13 protein-coding genes and 1 pseudogene are annotated in these 15,331 nt (G+C 70.9%); 3 read left to right on the top strand and 11 right to left on the bottom strand.

The window, feature by feature from the left end; translation table 11 throughout:
• Positions 1–224 precede the first annotated feature (224 nt).
• From K7B10_RS38890 to K7B10_RS38870, 5 genes are all read right to left on the bottom strand, one after another.
• Positions 225–1,130: a class I SAM-dependent methyltransferase gene (locus tag K7B10_RS38890; protein ID WP_229345727.1), complete on the bottom strand. Its 906-nt coding sequence runs from the start codon at positions 1,128–1,130 to the stop codon at positions 225–227.
• A gap of 80 nt (positions 1,131–1,210) precedes the next feature.
• Positions 1,211–2,317 carry an NAD(P)-dependent alcohol dehydrogenase gene (locus tag K7B10_RS38885; protein WP_229344312.1) on the bottom strand — a complete coding sequence of 369 codons (1,107 nt, stop codon included), beginning with the start codon at positions 2,315–2,317 and terminating at the stop codon, positions 1,211–1,213.
• A gap of 2 nt (positions 2,318–2,319) precedes the next feature.
• The gene (locus K7B10_RS38880; protein ID WP_229344310.1) at positions 2,320–3,723 is read right to left on the bottom strand and encodes an aldehyde dehydrogenase family protein; all 1,404 of its coding nucleotides are present in this window, start codon (positions 3,721–3,723) and stop codon (positions 2,320–2,322) included.
• Positions 3,724–3,731: 8 nt separating this feature from the next.
• Positions 3,732–4,487: a (5-formylfuran-3-yl)methyl phosphate synthase gene (locus tag K7B10_RS38875; protein WP_229344308.1), complete on the bottom strand. Its 756-nt coding sequence runs from the start codon at positions 4,485–4,487 to the stop codon at positions 3,732–3,734.
• 1,367 nt (positions 4,488–5,854) lie between these two features.
• Positions 5,855–7,057: an IS110 family RNA-guided transposase gene (locus K7B10_RS38870; RefSeq protein WP_372481517.1), complete on the bottom strand. Its 1,203-nt coding sequence runs from the start codon at positions 7,055–7,057 to the stop codon at positions 5,855–5,857.
• Positions 7,058–7,419: 362 nt separating this feature from the next.
• Here K7B10_RS38870 and K7B10_RS38865 point away from each other — a divergent pair, with 362 nt between their 5' ends.
• On the top strand, positions 7,420–7,671 hold the full coding sequence (locus tag K7B10_RS38865; protein ID WP_229344307.1) for a hypothetical protein: 252 nt from the start codon (positions 7,420–7,422) through the stop codon (positions 7,669–7,671).
• 407 nt (positions 7,672–8,078) lie between these two features.
• On the opposite strand, the pseudogene K7B10_RS38860 reads toward K7B10_RS38865, so the two are convergent.
• From K7B10_RS38860 to K7B10_RS38850, 4 genes and pseudogenes are all read right to left on the bottom strand, one after another.
• Positions 8,079–8,534, bottom strand: a pseudogene (locus tag K7B10_RS38860) (GNAT family N-acetyltransferase); the annotation flags it as partial.
• Positions 8,535–8,617: 83 nt separating this feature from the next.
• Positions 8,618–9,925: a serpin family protein gene (locus K7B10_RS38855; RefSeq protein ID WP_229344305.1), complete on the bottom strand. Its 1,308-nt coding sequence runs from the start codon at positions 9,923–9,925 to the stop codon at positions 8,618–8,620.
• 57 nt (positions 9,926–9,982) lie between these two features.
• Positions 9,983–10,780, bottom strand: coding sequence for an ATP-dependent DNA ligase (locus K7B10_RS41745; RefSeq protein WP_372481583.1), 798 nt, complete (start codon positions 10,778–10,780; stop codon positions 9,983–9,985).
• A 22-nt stretch (positions 10,781–10,802) separates the two neighbouring features.
• The gene (locus K7B10_RS38850) at positions 10,803–11,753 is read right to left on the bottom strand and encodes an alpha/beta fold hydrolase (RefSeq protein ID WP_229344303.1); all 951 of its coding nucleotides are present in this window, start codon (positions 11,751–11,753) and stop codon (positions 10,803–10,805) included.
• Between the two features lie 132 nt (positions 11,754–11,885).
• Here K7B10_RS38850 and K7B10_RS38845 point away from each other — a divergent pair, with 132 nt between their 5' ends.
• Positions 11,886–12,542 carry a TetR/AcrR family transcriptional regulator gene (locus K7B10_RS38845; RefSeq protein WP_229344301.1) on the top strand — a complete coding sequence of 219 codons (657 nt, stop codon included), beginning with the start codon at positions 11,886–11,888 and terminating at the stop codon, positions 12,540–12,542.
• Positions 12,543–12,663: 121 nt separating this feature from the next.
• Complete coding sequence (locus tag K7B10_RS38840) at positions 12,664–12,930, top strand: hypothetical protein (protein WP_229344299.1); 267 nt, start codon at positions 12,664–12,666, stop codon at positions 12,928–12,930.
• Positions 12,931–13,826: 896 nt separating this feature from the next.
• On the opposite strand, the gene K7B10_RS38835 is transcribed toward K7B10_RS38840, so the two are convergent.
• A complete protein-coding gene (locus tag K7B10_RS38835) occupies positions 13,827–14,054 on the bottom strand; it encodes a transposase (RefSeq protein WP_229345723.1) in 228 nt (75 codons plus the stop codon).
• Between the two features lie 72 nt (positions 14,055–14,126).
• Complete coding sequence (locus tag K7B10_RS38830; protein ID WP_229344297.1) at positions 14,127–15,248, bottom strand: IS630 family transposase; 1,122 nt, start codon at positions 15,246–15,248, stop codon at positions 14,127–14,129.
• Positions 15,249–15,331: the final 83 nt, after the last annotated feature.

Below are 15,331 nucleotides of genomic sequence, written 5' to 3'. Positions count from 1 at the left end.
CGTTCATCATGGAGCGCCGCTCGCGGTCCCGGGCCCAGGCGTCCATCGCTACGACGCAACGGGCTGCCGCCTCTGCCGGGAGGTGTCCCACTGAGCGGGGCCTGCGGCAGGGACCCGCTCTCAACTCCTGTGCTGTCGGCCGGTCGTTCCCGACCCCGGTGAAGCCCCCGGCCAGGTACGGGATGCCGGGCCCTGTGCGGACGTCGTCGTGAGCGCTGCGGACGTCATGACCGGGGCTTGTGCGCGAAGACCCACCGGTTTCCCTCCAGCGCGTCGTTCGGCGTGGGGAGGGGGCCACGTCGGTGCCGGCGGCTGAAGTCGAAGGGCGTGTGCATCGAGGTGGACCAGCCCTTGGCCGCCAGGTCGCCCGCGGAGTCGGGTCGTGGGCCGGTGTCGAAGAGGTGGAGCAGGTCGATGCCGATCTGTTCGCGCGTCGCCGTGTAGATCGGGCTGTCGCGGTACGCCAGCAGGTCCTTCTCCAGCTTGGCCTCGAAGGCCAGAGCACTGCCTCCGGTGGTCAGCCTGTCCACCGTGTCGATGAGGTTCGTCTCGGCTGTGCTCGGCAGGTAGAAGAGGAGACCCTCGGCCAGCCAGACGCTCGGCACGGCCGGGTCGAAGCCGACGGTGGTCAGCGCGGTGACCCAGTCCGCGCGCAAGTCGACCGGCACGGGTACGCGCTTCACCTTCGGGGCGGCCGACAGGTCCGTGAGCACCTGCTGCTTGAAGGCCAGCACGCCCGCTCTGTCGATCTCGAAGACCACCAAGTCGGATGGCCAGTCCAGCCGGAAGGCGCGTGTGTCCAACCCCGCGCCCAGCAGGACGACTTGGCGGACGTCCGTACGGACCGACTGGAGGAGGAAGTCGTCGAGGACCCTGGTCCGCAGGCCGAAGTAGCGGGCGAACCGGCCCCACAGTGGGTTGTCGTCCCCGTCCGGGACCTGCTCGATGCGGACCGGCCAGTCCGTGCATGCCGGGGCGGCGCGCACGAAGTGTTCCGCGTAGACGTCCTGGGCCAGGCTGTCGTGGCGGTAGGTCTCGATCGCCCTTGCCGCGGCGACCAGGAGGGCGGTCACGCCCACACCTCCGTCCACGCCTTCCACGTCTGTCTGCTGCGGCGCCGCGCCGGCCATGTTTCCTCCGTTGGCGGGAGTGGGGAGTACGAGGTGTCTGCTCGTCGGATGAGATGGGTCCGCGGTGCCGCGTGCCTCGCTCATCGGCTTGTTCTTTCCGGGAGCAGGACGGGTTTGACCACGCGGCCGGCGTCGCAGTCGCGTTCGGCCTCGTTGATGTCGGCCAGCGGGTAGGTGCGGATCAGCTGCTCGAAGGGGAAGCGGCCGGCCTGCCAGAGCCCGGTCAGCCGGGGTATCAGTAGCCCGGGTACGGCGTCCCCTTCGCAGATGTGGCGGATGCTGCGGCCTCGGTCGAGCGTGCCGGGTTCGAGCGGCAGCGCGGTGTGGAGACGTGCCACCAGACCGAGGCTGCCGGTGGGGCGCAGTGCTTGGAGCGCGTTGTTGATGAGCGGGGCCGAGGCCGTGGTGTCCAGCGCGTACTGTGCGCCGCCGTCGGTCAGCTGTCGGATCCGTTCGGGCAGTCCGGCTGTTCCGGCGGGCAGTGAGATCGCGCCGAAGCGTTCGGCCAGGGCGAGCCGTTGGGGATGCCGGTCGACGGCCACGGTCAGTGCGCCGGCGGCGGTGGCCGCCATCACCGCGGCCAGGCCCACGGCTCCGGCGCCGAGGACCGTCAGGGTGTCGCCGGGGCCTGCGCCGAAGGTGTTCAGTACGGCTCCGGCGCCGGTGAGAAAGCCGCATCCGAGGGGCCCGAGCAGTTCGATCGGGAGTGCGGGGTCGACCCGGACGGCGTTGCGGGCCGGGACGAGCGCGTACTCTGCGAACGAGGACTGGCCGAACCAACGGGGGGCCAGCGCTTTCCCGGTCGTGTCCGTGAGCCGCGGCGGTTCCTCCTCGCGTCCTCCGAAGAGGTTGAGGGAGGCGAAGGAGTCGCAGTAGGCGGGGGCCGCGCCGCGGCAGTTCCGGCAGTGTCCGCAGGAGTCGAAGCTCAGCACCACGTGGTCACCCACGTTGATCGTGCTGTCAGGGCCGCTGCCCGTCCGCACCACGACCCCGGCGCCCTCGTGGCCCAGGACGGCCGGCAGGGGGCTGCGGCCGGCGGATCGCCGGACCGCAAGATCGGTCCGGCACATCCCGGTGCCTGCGATCTCGACCAGGATCTCGCCGGCGGCGGGTTCCGTCCGCAGGGTCACCTCCTCGACCGTGAACGGGTCCTTGTACGAGTGCAGTACGGCCGCCTGGAACCTCATCGTCACACCTCCTGCGGGCGGTGGACGACGAACGGCCGGAGGTTGCCGTAGAGCCCCCACGGTCCGCCCGCGACGCCGACTCCGCTGTCCTTGACCCCTGCGAAGGGTTGGGCGAGGGACAGTTCGGCATGGTGGTTGATCCAGGCCGTGCCGCATTCGAGCCGGTCGGCCACCGCCTCGGCCCGGTCGAGATCGGTGCCCCATACGGAGCCGCCAAGGCCGAAGCCGGTGCTGTTGGCCGCGTCGACGGCTTCGTCGAGGCTCCGGTACGGCAGCACAGGCAGAACCGGTCCGAACTGTTCCTCGGTCACCACCGGACTGCCGGGCGGGACGTCGGTGAGGATCGTGGGAGCGAAGAAGTACCCCGGCCCGTCCAGCCGGTGGCCGCCCCACGCCGCCCGGCCGCCGTCCGCCAGGGCCTGCTCCGTGAGCTGTTCCACCCGGGCCAGCTGCCGGGCGTTGTTGACCGGCCCCAGCCGGGTTCCGGAGTCGAGGCCGGGCCCGACGGCGACGGTCTTCGCGCGCTGGACCAGGGCTTCGACGACCTCGGCGTGGAGCCGGGCCGGGACGTAGACGCGTTTGACCGCCATGCAGACCTGCCCGCAGTTGCGGAACGCCGCCCAGAACAGCCGGTCCGCGATCCGGTCCACGTCGACGTCGTCCAGCAGGACGGCGGCGTCGTTGCCGCCCAACTCCAGGGTGACCCGGGCGAGCGAGGCCGCCGCCGCTCCGGCGACGGCCCGCCCGGTCGGCACCGAACCCGTGAAGGTGACGTGACGGATGCCCGGGTGGGACGCGAGGCGGGCACCGAGGGGTTCGCGGCCCGTGACGACGGTCAGCACGTCCTCGGGCAGGGCTGTGGCGAGGACGGAGCCGAGCATCCGGGTGGCGAGCGGAGTGAACGGCGACGGTTTGAGGACCACGGTGTTGCCCGCCGCGAGCGCGGGCGCGAACTTCGCCGCCGCGAGCTGGAGGGGAAAGTTCCACGGCACGATCGCGGCGACGGGCCCGACGGGTCGCCAGCGGACCTCGCTGTGTACGGGCCTGCCGTCGTCGATCCTGCGGGTCCGGGGGGCCAGGTCGGCGAAGTAGCGCAGCCGTGCCGCGGTACGGGCGACTTCCGCGTACGACTCGGCCAGGGGCTTGCCCTGTTCCCGGGTGAGCAACCGGGCGAGGTCGTCGCCGGCCGTCTCCACGGCGTCGGCCGCGCCGCGCAACGCGGCGGTGCGGGCGGCGGGGTCGGCGCGCCAGCCGTGCCAGGCTCGCTGGGCGCGCGCGACCACGTCGTCCAGCTCCCCCGGCTGCTGGTCGGGGGCCTCGTCGAAAGTCTCCCCGGTGGCCGGGTCGACGACCGGGAAACGTACGGCCTTGCGTCCGGAGACGCTGCCCACCTCAGGCGTCGGCATGCCGGACGTCAGTTCACGGCGGGAACGCCGACGGCGTGCTCCCGGGCATGCCGGTCCATCTCCGCCCGGAAGGCGGCCACCAGATGCGGCTGAATCCGCCCGGCGTTGCGGTCGCCGCCCTCGCAGACCGCTCCCCGCACGCCCACGATGTCCGTACCCATGCGGGTCAGCGGGCCGAGGTCGGCCTGCGTGACACTGCCCGCGAGAGCCGCGAGCAGACGAGAGGTGTGGGCCAGCCGTACGAACTCGGCACAGACCTCCGGAGGAACGTGGTCGAACAGCCGCGTCCCGTCCTTGATGGCGGTGTCGAGCATGGCCGCGTCGGCACCGGAGCGGGCGGCGATGTCGGGCACGGCGAGCGGGTTGACGCAGCCGATGCGGTGGGCGTCGGCGTAGCCGGAGGCGACGACAAGCGCGTCGGGGCGGTGATCCTTCACCGCTCGGACGACCGCACGCATGACCTCGATGCCCTGATCGGGCGTCGTGCATCCGTAGAGGCCGACCTTGATGTACGTGGCGCCGGAGACGACAGCGCCGAGTGCGGCCTGCGCCACCGTGCCGGGCTTGTACGGGACATCACCCACGGTGGCGGACACGGGCTTGTCCGCCGGCACCGCGTCACGGATCTCCCGGATGACCCAGGGGAAGTTGGCGCCCAGCGAGCCCTCGTCGGGCTTCTTGACATCGACGATGTCGAGGTGCTGCGCCGCCTTCGCGCAATCGAGGGCTTCCTCGACGCTGTCCGGGGAGATGAGAAGCAACACCGTGAGCTCCTTCTGTCGCATGTCCACCTGGCCGAGGGACAGGGGGTGCGGATCACCTGATTCATGTGCGGTGCGCTCATCATTTCCACCACCGGCGGTCACCGGTAGGGCGCGCAGAGTATTCGTGGGGCGCTCACGCTCACGTGCAGTGCGCCGCACATACCGGGGAGAACAGACGCCGGCGGACGGGTAGACGAGTGCTGTCGGCCCGGCTGCGTGTCGGCGACGTGTGACGGCGGCCGATACCCGGCCGACAGCACCAGGTGGTCCCCAGACCGGCGGCCACCTCTTCCACGGACACGTCGGCGTCACTCAACGCGCCGGCGGCCTCCCACCCGATACGGTCGGCGATCCGCTACAACACCCTCACGGCGCGCAGCGCGGCCAGCGGCGCATCCGCGGCCGGTGGCGGTCGACTGTTCGGCTATCTCGACCAGGAGGGCGGCCAGCGGCTCGGGCAGCGGTGCCGCCTTGTCGCGGACGAGGGAGATGTGCGCGTTCCAGTCCGCGAGCGGGGCGGTGAGGTCTACAGCCGTCTCGTCCAGGGGCTGGTCGCCCATCGCGTCCCAGTCCAGCGGGTACTCCGCGGCGCCGCGCCATCAACACGCGCATCCCGCCCTCAGGGCCTCGGCGCGTGGCCGCCGGTGCCGGCCGTCGTAGGCCGACCAGTGGGAGGTCGACGGCACGTCCGGACCGCTCCCGACATCGAAGTACACCGGCCCCGGCTCACCACCACCGACGAGAACCCCTACGGCGCCCGCGTGCGCGTCCCCGAACTCCACCGACCACCAGTCCCACTCCACCAGCACACCACCCTCCGACACGTTCCCGTCTGCCACCCTGCCCCGCCCGCGACGGCGCCCACACCCCGGCAGCCCAACAACGCACGCCGTTGCACCTGCCCAGTCACGGGGAACCGAGAAGCACGGCGCAGGGCCGCCACTGGAGGTGACAGCCCTCACCTCCGGGCCGGTGGTGGTGAGCACGCGTGGCCCCGGCTTCGAGACGCGCGAACGCGACGATCTAGTCCTGTGCCGCTGCCACGACTTCGCTCACCGTTGTGAGAACCACAGTGGCCCCGCCACCGGGCGGCCTGCACCTCCACCTGCCGCCTGGTGCGGAGCGCACCGGACGGCAACGAGCGCTGACCACCCCAGGGCAGAGACGGGGCCGCCGCTCCGGGGGGTGCCCCTATGTCTTTGGTCAAGGTGGTCGGGTGGCAGTGTGGCTGTCATGAGTGATGACGTGCCTGTTCGGAAGTCGGCGGGCGAGGGTATGCGGCCGTGCGACTTTTGCAGTCATCCGGTCGTGTTGGACTCGGTCGACGAGCGGGACTGCCCCGTGTGCGGCGAGGCTGTCGCTGAAGATCAGCCGGCTGAGGTTGGCCGGGGTTCGTAGAAGGTTCCGTCGCGGAGCATGGCGAAGAGGACATCGGCCCGGCGCCGAGCGAGGCAGAGCAGTGCCTGGGTGTGGTGCTTCCCTTGGGCGATCTTCTTGTCGTAGTAGATCCGCGAAGCCGGGTCGCCGAGGGCGGCGAACGCGGAGAGGAAGAAGGCTCGTTTGAGCTGCTTGTTTCCTCTCCTGGAGGTTTGTTCGCCGCGGATCGAGGACCCGGAACTGCGGGTCGCGGGGGCGAGTCCGGCGTAGGCGGCGAGGTGGCCGGCGGTCGGGAAGGTGCTGCCGTCCCCGACCTCGATGAGGATGCGGGCTCCGGTCCTGACGCCGACTCCCGGCATCGACCTCAGGACCTTCGAAAGAGGGTGGGCCTCCAGGAGTTCTTCGATCCGCCCGGCCAGGAGTTTCCGCTGGTCAAGGACGGCGGCCAGGGATCCGGCCAGGCTCGGGACGATCAGCGTGGCCGCCTCGGTGCCCGGAACGGTGACGGTCTGCTCGTCCAGCGCGATGAAGATGTCCTCGACCAGCCGCTCGGCCATCCTCGGGGCCTTGGGCCGTAACAGCGTGACCAGACGGCGCCGGCCTGCCTTGCGGATCTGGGCCGGTGACCCGAACCGCTCCAGCAGGGCCAGGACGGCTGGGTGCTGCAATCGCGGCCCCAGTACCCGCTCCAACGACGGATGGATCTGCGTGAGCAGGCCGTGGAGCCGGTTGGCGACCCGGGTTGCTTCGCTGGCCAGGTCGTCGTCGAACCCGACGATCATCTCCAGCTCGGCGATCGTCTCGTCCTCGCCGTCGATCGCCCGCAGCGTGTGAGGCATCGCCCGGGCCGCGTCCGCGATGATGAACGCGTCCTTCGCATCGGTCTTGGCCTCGCCCGGGTAGAGGTCGGCGATCCGCCGCATCGTCAGGCCGGGCATGTAGGCGACCGGGCAGCCCATGTCCCTCGCGACGGCCAGCGGCAGGGCGCCGATCGAGGCCGGCTGGTCGACCACGACCAGCACCCTTCCGTGCTTGGCCTGCAGCTTGGCGAACAGCTCGCGGAGCTTGGACTCGGTATTGGGTAACCGCTTATCGAAGGCCTTCTTCCCGGCTGGGGTGACGGCGGTGGCGTGGTGTTCGCCCTTGCCGACGTCCAGGCCGAGGAAGACGTCGATGTCGCCGGTGTCGATCACGTGCAGGCCCCTCCATCACGCTTTCGTCCGGCCTTGCCTCGGCACCGAGCTGCCACACCCACGTTACGGAGAGCTCTTCCGGCCCGGGTGAAGCCGGTGCTCAAGCCCCTCATCAGCGGTCTGTCGATGCCTCCGGGACCGGTGACACCACCCCCCGGATCATTAACTGCAACAAGGGGGGGGAAGTCATGCCGGACCCGAAGGCCGGTAGCCCCATTGCGGAGCCACGAAGAAGGTAACGGGGGGGACGAGAGGGGCAGCGAGGCGTTGAGAAGCAGGCCCCGGAGGGAATGCCAGGCCCCGCTACCGCAGGCGGGTACGGCCGCGGTGACCCGTGGCCGCGGCACGGCGTTGAACCCGACATGGACATGGACATGGACATGGACATGGACATGGACGACGAAGACTTCCTGAGCGTGCTCCTGGACGCGGTGACCGACACCCGCCTGAAACTGCTCACGGGCGACGAAGCCACGGCGATCATGATGCTGCTCGGCGCGTTCGAGGAAGAGACCCGCTCCGACGAGGTACGCGCAGCCGCAGGCGACATGCGGTCCCGCCTCGGATCACGCCTCGCCTGCCCACCCAAGGCCACCGGGCCCGCGCGAACCTGAAACCCGCTCGTACGTCCGTCAAGGTGTTCACGCCAGAGCGTGACCCCTGCGCAGCACCACCCGTCCAAGACGCCTCGCGAACCCCAGGCCACCACGCGAAACCGTATGCCGTTCCACGTGCGTCCGGGGTCGGCGGCGGCTGGAACCTGTCCGGCCGATCTTGGTCGCATTCCGGCAGGCAGGATGAGTCGGCCCTACGGCCGGATGATGTCACCGTCTGGTGATCAGTCGGCCGCGTACCGGATCCCCTTGGCCGACAGCTAGTACTCCCCCTGACCCCCGGAAGGCGCGGCTCCCTGGCCGGCGTACACCACGTGCCGGTGCCGGGTGTCGGGCCGCGGCGGCACCGGCCGCGTCCCGTCCTTCTGCGAAACGAGGGCGCTGGCCGAGGCCCACCGGGCGGCGAGCGGGGCGGCATAGCACCGGACGTACACCGTCTGCTGCGGACTCCACTGCTGTTCGACGGTGTCCATCAGCTCCCAGCCCAGCCGCTCGTACAGGGCTGCCGCGGCGGCATCGCCGGACAGGACGTCGAGCACCGGATGCAGTCCGTGCCGCTGTGCTTCCTCCACTGCCCGCCCGACCAGCAGGGCGCCGAGGGAGTGCCCCCTGGCGCCGGGAGAGACGAACAGCCGGGTGACCACGGCGGCCGCCTCCGGTGGCGCGCCGGTCCGCCCGCTCCACAGGGCGGGGGCCGAATCGCCCGCGGCCGCGTGCGACAGGCCGATGTGCCCGACGGGGCGGCCGTCGAGCTCGGCCACCCAGGAGCCGAGCAGGGGGCCGTCCGACAGCCAGGCGCCGGGCTGCACAGGCCAGTTGAGAGGGTAGCCGTCGTGCCGGTGGACCTCCGCGAGGACGCGCAGGCACGCCTCGACATCGTCTTCGGCCCTCCGCCGGATGCGCAGGCCCGGCCTCTCCTCCGGCGCGCCGGGGCCCTCGGCGACGCTCACTGCGCTTGCTCCGCCCGCTCCGCCGAGGCCCGCTGCTCCGCCTCCCACTCGGCGTCCGCTGCCTCTTCCTCGGCCCGCTTCTGCCACTCCTCGTACTCGGGGTACTCGGGCTCCTCGTACGGCAGGGGATCGGTGACCCAGCCCGCTGCGAGCACCAGGCGGGAGGTGCGGTGGACGGCGAGGAAGCCGAAGGGGCGGTCGAAGCAGACCTCGGCCTGCCGGGTGCGGTAGCGGAACCGGGGCGGTGCGGCCGCGCCGACGCACGCCGCGACGGCCGTCACGGCCGCGGCCTCGAAGCCCTCGGCATGGAAGCGGGCCAGCACCGACTGGCGTGCCGAGCCCACGGCCAGGGGGCGGGGGCTGATCCCCGGGAAGTGGCCGGCGCCGGTGTCCGAGGCGGAGGCGAGGCCGAACAGGCCGCGATGGTCGAGGAGATCGTGCTCGGCGGTCACGTCGAAAGCCGTCGTCTGGATGTGGAGATACGGCTCCGGATCCGGAGACAGGACTGTCCCGATGCGCAGGCCGGGACCCGGGTTCCCCTCGGGCAGCAGGCTCGCGCCGGTGGCCGCGAGCGCGCGGGTCACCACGTCCACCCCTGCGGACAGCACCCGGCGCGGCGACGCACCGGGTGCGCCCAGCACCAGGTGGACGTCCACGCCGCCGTCGCCGACCACCTCGAGCACCGTGACCGGACCCGCCGGGGTCTGCGCCACGCGGACCCGGTCCAGGAGGGTGGTGCTGCGGCGCAGCGCGGTGAGGCCCCGTCCGGCCCAGGGGCCTTCGGACGGCTCGACGGTCCCGGAGCGGAACGGCTGGATCCAGCGCAGCCGCTGGGCCAGCGCCGAGGCGAGCACCAGCTGGGTGTGCGCGGGGGGCGGCGGGAAGTCGACCGGCATCCGCTCGACCAGGCCGCCCGTGCGTTCGGCGGCCCAGGCGTCCAGGGTCTTGGCGTCGGTGTCGGGGTCGCCGGTCAGCAGCCCGTGCGCGCCGTTCGGGAGCGCGTCCAGCCACCGCTGCTCCAGGGGCAGCTCCTGCAGGGCCCACAGCCCCGTGGCCGTCTGGAGGCCCCGTACGCCGGCCAGGTCGGCGAGGAGTTCGCGTGCGGCCGCGGCCGCCGAGTCGGCGGATATGCCGAGGGCTTCGGAGAGTTCCCCGCGGGCGGGGCCGGCCGCGCCGTCGGCCAGGAGGGCGAGCAGGGGCCAGACCCCCACGGCCGTGAGGACCGTGCCGGTGTCGTCGGCGACGGCTTGTTCGGCCCAGCGTGCGGTGAGCCGGTTGACCGCACGGATCGTCGAGTTGCGCATGGTCGCGAGGGTAAGGGACGAACGCCGCCGGGCCGCAGCCGATTTCCCCGGTCGCCGCTACGGCAGGCTCCGGTGGCCGACGTCGTCGGCGAAGCCGCCGTTCAGCGCGCACTGCACGGCGGCGGGACGGGGCTGGGGAGTATGGCATGTCCGACCGTGCGGGTGGCCACGTGGGGCTGCTACCCGCACAGGCACGGAAGGGGGCAGCCGGTGAGTAGCCGCTGGCATCGGGCGATCGCCGAACTGAGCGCCCAGGGCGACGCTGCCGGTGCAGCTGCCCGGCGCGTGGACAACGTTCCGACCACGGAGCGCGCACCACCGCCGTGGCGATCTCCTACAAGGCCGAGACGGACTACCTGCGCAGCGCGAACATGCTGCTGCCGACACACCTGGCCGACCGGCGCCCGCCCCGGCAACTGCCTGCCGCCCGGGGTCTGGCCGCGCTTCCGCGACGTGTGGAAGGCGCAGGCACTGGACCGGCTTGGCGGGGTGTGGCGGGCCATTCCCGGGGACACAGCCCTGAAGGAGATGCGCAGCGCCCGTTGCGACGCTCTCCTCGCCGCAGTCGTCGAGCAGGCCGAGGGATTGCAGGCCAGCCTCCACAGCGCGGGCCCTCGCCGAGGTCGAGGCGGCCCGCGCCTGCACGGCCGAGGAATCCAGCGCACCCTTGCGCCAGATCACCGCCTCGCCGTCCAGCACCGTCCCCGGCCGCAAGCTCCGCTGCGCCGCCAGGGCCAGGTCCATCCACAGAGCGGTCACCACACGGCCCGAGCGCGCGTACAACACCACCGTCTCGTCCGTGACCCGGAGCACGGTCCGGTGCCCGTCGAACTTCTGTTGTGCACTGTTGGACAGTTCGCGACTGCGGCCCTCGCGGCTACGCGCCCGTGGCGCCCCGTGCCGCCGCAGGATCGAGGGAGTCGATGTCGTCCATGAAACTCAGCATCCGGGCGTTGACCAGGTTGGGGTGGTCGATCTGTGGGCCGTGGCCGGTCGCGGCGACGATCTCGGCGCGGGCGCCGGGGATCAGGCGCGGTACGCGTTCCAGCTGCCGCTTGGGGTGTACGAGCAGGCTGCGCTTGCCCATGATCAGGTAGAACGGCGTCCGGATGGAGCCCAGTTCCGCGTCCGACAGCGGCAGCGGCGCGGGGCGGCGGATCCGGAAGGCCTTCACGCTGGCCTGGATCATCGCGCGGAGCTCGGGGACGACGATTACCGGCTGCTCCAGCCACTTGGCGAGGCGGGGGCGCCACGCCTTGGGGGCGTAGGTGGCGAAGAGGCTGGCGAAGATCCAGACGAAGAAGCGCAGGCCGACCTTCTCCAGGCCGCCCGGGTCGAGGGCGGTGACCGAGGCGAGCCGCCCGGGCCGAAGGTGGGCCTGGTTGATGACCAGCCAGCCACCGTACGAGGAGCCGACCAGGTGGACCTTGTCGAGGCCCAGCGCGTCGAGGGCCTCGTCCATCCACTGCGCCGCGCGCTCGGGCTGCCACATCGGTTCGCACTGGACGCTGCGGCCGGGGTCGCCGGGAGTGTCGAGAGCGTAGACGGGGCGCTCGGCGCTGAGGGCGACGGTGTTGGGATACCACTGGGCGGAGCAGCCTCCCGAACCGTGTATGAGGACCACGGGTGTGCGTGACTCGGCTGCAGGGTCGGCGGGGCCGTACCGGTAGACGTGGGTGGTGCCGAAGCTGGTCTCGACGTCCGTCTCGGAGCGGATGGGCGCTCCCTTCGCGTAGAGGACGTCGCAGGCGGCGAAGTACCGATCGCGCAGTTCGTCGCTCACGTAGTGGCCGATGTCGCGGCGTACTCGGGTCGTGTTCTCGGGCACGGGGCACCTCCAGGAAGATCCGCTCTTCGTGATACGAACGTACCATATTTATGGTACGACGGTACCATGCAGATTTCGGACCGAACCGGACGAGCCCCTGAACCACCCACCCCACGGCCGGAGACAGCACTGATGCCAAAGCGCGTGGACCACGAGGAACGGCGCACACAGATCGCCGAAGCGCTCATCCAAGTCGCCGGGCGGCGAGGGCTGCACGCCGTCGGCATGCGCGACGTGGCCGCCGAGGCCGGCGTATCCCTCCGGCTCGTGCAGTACTACTTCGAGACCAAGGAGAAGCTGCTCTTCTACGGCCTCCAACACCTGACCGACCGCTTCACCGCCCGCGTGGGCTCCCGTCTCGCCGCCGTCGGCCCGAACCCGGGCCCGCGCGCGGCCATCGAGGCGCTGCTGCTCGCCTCCCTGCCGACCGACCAGGAGAGCCGCACCTTCCACCTCCTGTACAGCTCCTACTCGATCCTGTCCGTCACCGACGGAGCCCTCGCCGCCCAGCCCTTCATCGACAACCCCGACGCGGCCGAGAACACCCTCACCGGCCTGCTCGCAGGAGCCCAGGCGGCAGGCCTGGCCGATCCCGGCGCCGACGCACGCACCGAGGCCATCAGCCTGCTCGCCATGACCGCGACCATGGGCACCAGCATCCTCGTCGCCCAACGGACACCAGACTCAGCCATCGCCGTACTCCGCCACCACCTCGACCGCATCTTCACCGCCAGCGGCCACACCACCCCGGACGCCCGACAACAGACAGACACCAACACCTGTCCATAACTTCTGCTCGTACGCCACACCGGCCCGAGTGCGGCCGGGCCCGGCACCGACTCCGCAGCTTGCGCCTGCGTCGGCCCAACCGGCGTTCTGAGCGTGTCACCTCAGCCCCTCCTTCGACGCGGTGCCCGAGTACGGCCAGATGCTCCAGTACGCCGAACTGGCCGCGATGGTCGCCTGGCTGATCGACCTGTTCAAGAACGCCGACGGCCTGGTCCAGCAGCGCACCCTCGTCTTCGACCAGGCCGCGTTGCGCCTGCTGGCGGCCGGCGCGAGCACCGGCTGGCGATTCGGAGGTGGCAGCGAGGGCTGCCACCTCCGCCACCTCAAGTGGGTCGGCAACCCGCCGTCGGCCGACGCACCCGGCGAAATCAAGGCCCTCTCCCCCTGAACGGCAACTGGGGCGCCCCAGCCACGGCCGCCGGGGTCACCGACGCAGGGCACTCGATGGCGTTCTTCAACGACGACCTCTACGTCGCGTCCCGGAGCCTGAACTCCGGCACTCACATCGGCAAGTTCAGCGGTGGCGTCTGGCAAGGTTACGGATACGAGCCCAACGTCTGGACCGGGACCCCGCCGGCCCTGGCCGTGCATGAAGGCTCCTTGCATGTGGGCACCTGCGACCCGCAGAAACGGGTGCACGTCACCGCCAACCATTCCGGCAGCTGGGGCCAGGCCGTCACGCTCCCGCGTACGGCTCGGCCGCCCCGGCTCTGGCCAGCCGGCCCGGGGTACTGCACTGCGCGATCCACGGCCACGGCCAGCACGGCGACGCCAACGTCCACCTCTCCTGGCTCACCGGCACCACGTGGAGCAACCTCGTGCGAGTCGGGGGCCTGAAGACGTTCTACGCTCCGCCACTGGCCGCCTCCGGAGGCAAGCTCTACCTCGCCTGCGTCGGCTTCGACGGCAAGACCTACGTGCTGAGTCACGACGGCAGCGCCTGGTCCGCGGCATCGAACCTGGGCGGAATGTCCGACAGCGCCCCGGCCCTGGGCGTCCTCGGCGGCATCCTGTACTGCGCAGTCCGGGGCCTGGACTCACATGTCCATCTCAACACGTCCAAGGCACCGCCTGGAGCGGATTCAGCGCCACCCCCGGTCCGAGGACGATGTCGGAGCCGGCCATCAGCGGGAGCCCCGGCCGCCTTCACATCGCCTACGGCCCCCTCCAGTAAGCCCGTTTCGATCGGGGAAATCGGTCGACCAGGCGCATCACCCGCTGAAACTCCCGCAGAAGCGGACATCCGGCCTCCCGCGAGACTCAACGCGACTGATCGTCTCGGCACTACTGATCTTTTCGTAAGTTCGGTGGGTGTGGTGGGTGGATGGTGAGTCCGGTGTGGGTGAGGAAGGACCATGGCAGTTGTGGGTTGTGGTGGATGCCGTGTTCGGTGGCGTCGGCTACGTCTGCGAGGTGGTCGCCGGCGAGGTTGGCGAGTTCGCGTTTCTTGAGTGAGGACCACAGCAGTTCCACCGGGTTCAGCTCCGGAGCGTAGGCGGGTAATCGCTCCAGGGTCAGCCAGTCCTGTTCGGCGACCCATGCTCGCCTAGTGCTGTGACCGGGAAGGTTCGCCGGGTTGAGCGGTCAGGCCGCGGAGGGTAGGGGTCTGCCGCCCCAGCGGATGCCTTTCTCGCTGCGGATGCGGGCGCGTTCGCGTCGTTGGGCGGCAAGGACGTCGGGGTGGCGTGCGTTCGTGTTGCGCCAGCGCAGGTAGGCGTGCAGGGCCCGGGTCTGGACGGTGTGGTTGGGGTGGTTCGAGTTGGCCAGGGTGAACTGCCGTAGCGGTCCGAAGTGGGCTTCGATCGGGTTGGCCCAGGAGGCGTAGGTCGGGGTGAAGCACAGCTCGACCTTGTTGCGAGCCGCCCACCTGCGGATTTTCCAGTTGAGGTGGGCGGAGAGGTTGTCGAGGATCACGTAGATCGGGGCGCCGTCCGGGCGGGCGGCACGGATCGTTCTCAACGCGGTCCAGGTGTGGTCGATGCCTTTGCGGCGCCGGTTGATCCCCCACATCTGGTCGTCGCCGACCGAGTAGCAGCCGTGGAAGTAGGTGACGCCGTGGGTGCGCCGATAGGTGGCCGGCAGGCGGTCGGGCCGGGTCTGCTCGGCCCAGCAGGAGCCGGCGGTGGGGCGGATCCCCAAAGGCCCGAACTCGTCGAACGCGAACGTGCGGTCCGGCCGCTCGTTGATCGCGTACTCGATGCGGGCGAGCTTCGCGTCGAAGGCCTCATCCGGGGACTCCTTCCAGGTCTTCGTGCGCTGGAAGGAGATCCCGCGGCGGGCCAGTAAGCACCGCAGTGCCTCCCGGCCGATCCGGACGGGCCGGGCAGTGTTCCTGCGCAGGTGATCGGCGAGCTTTCGGATCGACCAGCGGGTGAAGGGCTTGCCCAGCACGGTCGGACGAGTGGCGGCCGTCTGGACGACGAAGTCCTCGTCGTCACGATCGAGAAGGCGGGGACGGCCTCCCGCCCACCGAGGGTTCAGGCATGCGAGCCCGATCTCGTTGAACGTGTGGATCACGTCGCGGACGGTGTCCTCGTCCGCCTGGACCAGGCGGGCTATGACCGGGACCGTACTGCCGCCGGCCGAAGCCAGCAGCATCATCGCCCGCCGAAACCGCACCGAACTCGTGCTGCCCCGCCGGACGATGTGCTGGAGTTTCTGGCCCTCCTGCTCCGTCAGCCCGCGAACCCGGACCGGTTTCGCCATCACGCCTCCCCACGCTGCTTGGAGAACTCATGTCCAACCAGCACCAGGAACAACCCGGCAAACCTTCCCGGTCACAGCACTAG

The sequence above is a fragment of the Streptomyces flavotricini genome, assembly GCF_020639365.1.
In the GTDB taxonomy this organism is placed as follows: Bacteria; Actinomycetota; Actinomycetes; order Streptomycetales; family Streptomycetaceae; genus Streptomyces; species Streptomyces flavotricini.
Note: the sequence above shows the minus strand (reverse complement) of the source record. Positions and strands in the feature narration are given on the sequence as shown.

Bases quoted from the DNA above. Each gene is read 5' to 3' on its own strand.
- K7B10_RS38890 (WP_229345727.1), bottom strand. From the start codon at position 1,130: ATGGCCGGCGCGGCGCCGCAGCAGACAGACGTGGAAGGCGTGGACGGA.
- K7B10_RS38885 (WP_229344312.1), bottom strand. From the start codon at position 2,317: ATGAGGTTCCAGGCGGCCGTACTGCACTCGTACAAGGACCCGTTCACG.
- K7B10_RS38880 (WP_229344310.1), bottom strand. From the start codon at position 3,723: ATGCCGACGCCTGAGGTGGGCAGCGTCTCCGGACGCAAGGCCGTACGT.
- K7B10_RS38865 (WP_229344307.1), top strand. From the start codon at position 7,420: ATGGACATGGACATGGACATGGACATGGACATGGACGACGAAGACTTC.
- K7B10_RS38855 (WP_229344305.1), bottom strand. From the start codon at position 9,925: ATGCGCAACTCGACGATCCGTGCGGTCAACCGGCTCACCGCACGCTGG.
- K7B10_RS38845 (WP_229344301.1), top strand. From the start codon at position 11,886: ATGCCAAAGCGCGTGGACCACGAGGAACGGCGCACACAGATCGCCGAA.
- K7B10_RS38830 (WP_229344297.1), bottom strand. From the start codon at position 15,248: ATGGCGAAACCGGTCCGGGTTCGCGGGCTGACGGAGCAGGAGGGCCAG.